Origin of the sequence: Aliivibrio sp. 1S128, assembly GCF_001691065.1 — a bacterium.
GTDB lineage: Bacteria > Pseudomonadota > Gammaproteobacteria > Enterobacterales > Vibrionaceae > Aliivibrio.
Genome location: NZ_MAJV01000151.1, coordinates 1 through 2,806, shown reverse-complemented (window position 1 = coordinate 2,806; position 2,806 = coordinate 1). Strand labels below are relative to the sequence as shown.

3 protein-coding genes are annotated in these 2,806 nt (G+C 37.5%); all 3 read right to left on the bottom strand.

Features of this window, described 5'->3' with window-relative positions; translation table 11 throughout:
• Positions 1-153 precede the first annotated feature (153 nt).
• Genes A6E03_RS18290 through A6E03_RS18280 form a run of 3 tightly spaced genes read right to left on the bottom strand, consistent with a single transcriptional unit; the run spans position 154 to position 2,730 of the window.
• Entirely contained in the window at positions 154-1,245 is a 1,092-nt protein-coding gene (locus A6E03_RS18290) for a hypothetical protein (RefSeq protein ID WP_065601469.1), read from the bottom strand.
• 4 nt (positions 1,246-1,249) lie between these two features.
• On the bottom strand, positions 1,250-1,636 hold the full coding sequence (locus A6E03_RS18285; RefSeq protein ID WP_065601468.1) for a hypothetical protein: 387 nt from the start codon (positions 1,634-1,636) through the stop codon (positions 1,250-1,252).
• The gene (locus A6E03_RS18280; RefSeq protein ID WP_065601467.1) at positions 1,636-2,730 is read right to left on the bottom strand and encodes a hypothetical protein; all 1,095 of its coding nucleotides are present in this window, start codon (positions 2,728-2,730) and stop codon (positions 1,636-1,638) included. Before A6E03_RS18280 ends, A6E03_RS18285 begins: the two co-directional genes overlap by 1 nt.
• Positions 2,731-2,806: the final 76 nt, after the last annotated feature.

Sequence of the window (2,806 nt, the reverse complement as noted above, 5' to 3'; positions counted from 1 at the left end):
AAGGGATTGGGCGAACATTGCGTAAATCATTAGCCTCGGTTACATCAGATGATTGGTGCCAAGTTCTAAACTCTTTTGTTCGTCCATTATCATGAAGGTCAAAATATGCACCTAAGAGGTAAACACCATGATCATAAGTCTTTAAAGCAGACATTACTTGCCCTCCTTGAACCATAAACCATTATTTGCTAATCCATTATAAAGGATCCCTTCTCCTGACATGGCACCATGTGAGAAAGCACTCCATGACCACACTTTATCCTCGATACGATCAACAATAGTGACATAAGTCATTTTACTAAGGGCACTATAATGAGCATCTTTGCCTAAAATTTGAGCAGGAACAAAACCATCAACCATTTGTTTTACGGTTCCTTTTTCTATATCAAAAAAGAAACCAAAAGAAGGGTTGGATCCCCAAGCGTAACGACCTTCTGGATCAATAGAACTTATATCCAATGAACGCTCATTCATTGACAGTGAACGATCGACACCAATCCAATTGATCTCTTCATTAGTATTCGCATCTACAACTAAAACGCCAAAATCTAAAACAGTCATTCGCTTTCCATCAAAGCTAGCTGTTGCGGTTCTTATTTGAAAATCAATCTCACTAATTTCACCAGTTTCTGAATCCCAACGAGCATAACTGTTTATAGCGTCATCAAAATACAAATAGCGACTGTCTTCCGACCAAAACATATCAAGTGGCGAGGTAAATTTATGCATATTCGAAACCTTACCCGTTTTTAAATCATACACCCCTTTCTGACCACCAGATCCAGCCCAAGCAACGTAACGGTTATTTGGCGAACGAGCTAAATTACGAATAGATGCAAAACCAATGGTTGCATCTGTCACCAAGCGTAAATCTGTTCCGTCGGTTTTCATACTCCAAATCTTAAGCCCGCTCTCATACTCATCTTTTGAGCTTGAGTTCGCCCATGCAAATTGAAAACGCGGTAAATCGTATGAGCTAGCGTCATTAAGATCTTCTTTTGGCCACTCTTTGGCTTTTTCAACAAAGTAACGTGGAAAGTCTTGATACATTACTTTTAATTCTTTTTTTCGCCCAAACGCCGCATGTTCACTGCTTTCCATGATGTAATAATTATTCTCACCCACATAGGTACGATCTGGGTGTTGTTCTGCTCTTAATTGAGCCGCTTCTGCTGCCACACTTTCAGGGTCATTACACCCCAGTAAAGTGATGCTAAATAGTGCAAGTAATAGTATTTTTTTCATTGTTCTAGCCTATTAGTTCTGAAATTTTAATTTTTGTTAAATGTGAGATTATCTGTACATTTTTAATTATTAAATCAATCACATTTAATGGCGCTTTATGGCGTAAGAAGGTTTGCTTCCTTGCTACAGTTTTAGGTACGGCATCCTCATCAAAGTAACCCAGTTGACACAGTAAACCGTCTTTATTCGTGCCCCATAATACTGGTTTTTCAGCATCATTAATCAAAACAGGTGTGAACGGAATTGGACGAACATTGCTTAAATCAGTCTCAGTTACATCAGATGATTGATGCCAGGTTCTATCTAATTCATTACCTTGTTCATCTTCTGTTTTATCAAAATAAGCACCTAACAGATATATTCCGTGATCATAGGTTTTTAAAGCAGACATTACTTGCCCTCCTTAAACCATAAACCATTATTTGCTAATCCATTATAAAGAATTCCATCTCCTGACATGGCACCATGTGAGAAAGCACGCCATGACCACACTTTATCCTCGATACGATCAACAATAGTGACATAAGTCATTTTACTCAGAGCGCTATAATGTGCATCTTTACCTAAAATTTGAGCAGGAACAAAATCATCAACCATCTGTTTTACGGTTCCTTTTTCTATATCAAAAAAGAATCCAAAAGAAGGATTAGACCCCCATGCAAATCTTCCTGTTGGACTAATAGATTTTACATTAAAAATTCTTTCTTTATCACTTAATGACCGATCTGAACTCAAAACAAATAAACGTTCATTTGTCTTTAAGTTATAACCCACAACTGCGGCATCAGTGACTTTTATAATTTTATTTCCCGTCAAAACAGCTTCAGTACGAACTTTCAAATCAGAATCACTAACCTCACCAGTCTCTGAATCCCAGCGAGAAAAAAGATCTCTAGCTCTTTCAAAATACAAATAACGACTATCTTCAGACCACAGCATTGGTAGAGGAGACATTGCTATACTTAGCTCCACCACTTTACCTGTTTTAATGTCATATACTGTTTTATAGCCGCCTAGATCAGCCCATGCTACGTAACGATTATTTGGAGAACGCGTTAAATTTTTAATACCATTAACCAATTCTACCGTTACATCCGTCACTAAACGTAAATCTGTTCCGTCGGTTTTCATGCTCCAAATTTTAAGCCCACTCTCATACTCATCTTTTGAGCTTGAGTTCGCCCACGCAAATTGAAAGCGCGGTAAATCGTATGAGCTAGCGTCATTAAGATCTTCTTTTGGCCACTCTTTGGCTTTTTCAACAAAGTAACGAGGAAAATCTTGATACATTACTTTTAATTCTTTTTTTCGCCCAAACGCCGCATGTTCACTGCTTTCCATGATGTAATAATTATTCTCACCCACATAGGTACGATCTGGGTGTTGTTCTGCTCTTAATTGAGCCGCTTCTGCTGCCACACTTTCAGGGTCATTGCACCCCATTAAAGTGATGCTAAATAGTGCAAGTAATAGTATTTTTTTCATTGTTCTAGCCTATTAATTCTGAAATTTTAATTTTTGTTAAATGTGAGATTATCTGTACGTTTTTAATTATTAAATC

Bases quoted from the DNA above. Each gene is read 5' to 3' on its own strand.
- A6E03_RS18290 (WP_065601469.1), bottom strand. From the start codon at position 1,245: ATGAAAAAAATACTATTACTTGCACTATTTAGCATCACTTTACTGGGG.
- A6E03_RS18285 (WP_065601468.1), bottom strand. From the start codon at position 1,636: ATGTCTGCTTTAAAAACCTATGATCACGGAATATATCTGTTAGGTGCT.
- A6E03_RS18280 (WP_065601467.1), bottom strand. From the start codon at position 2,730: ATGAAAAAAATACTATTACTTGCACTATTTAGCATCACTTTAATGGGG.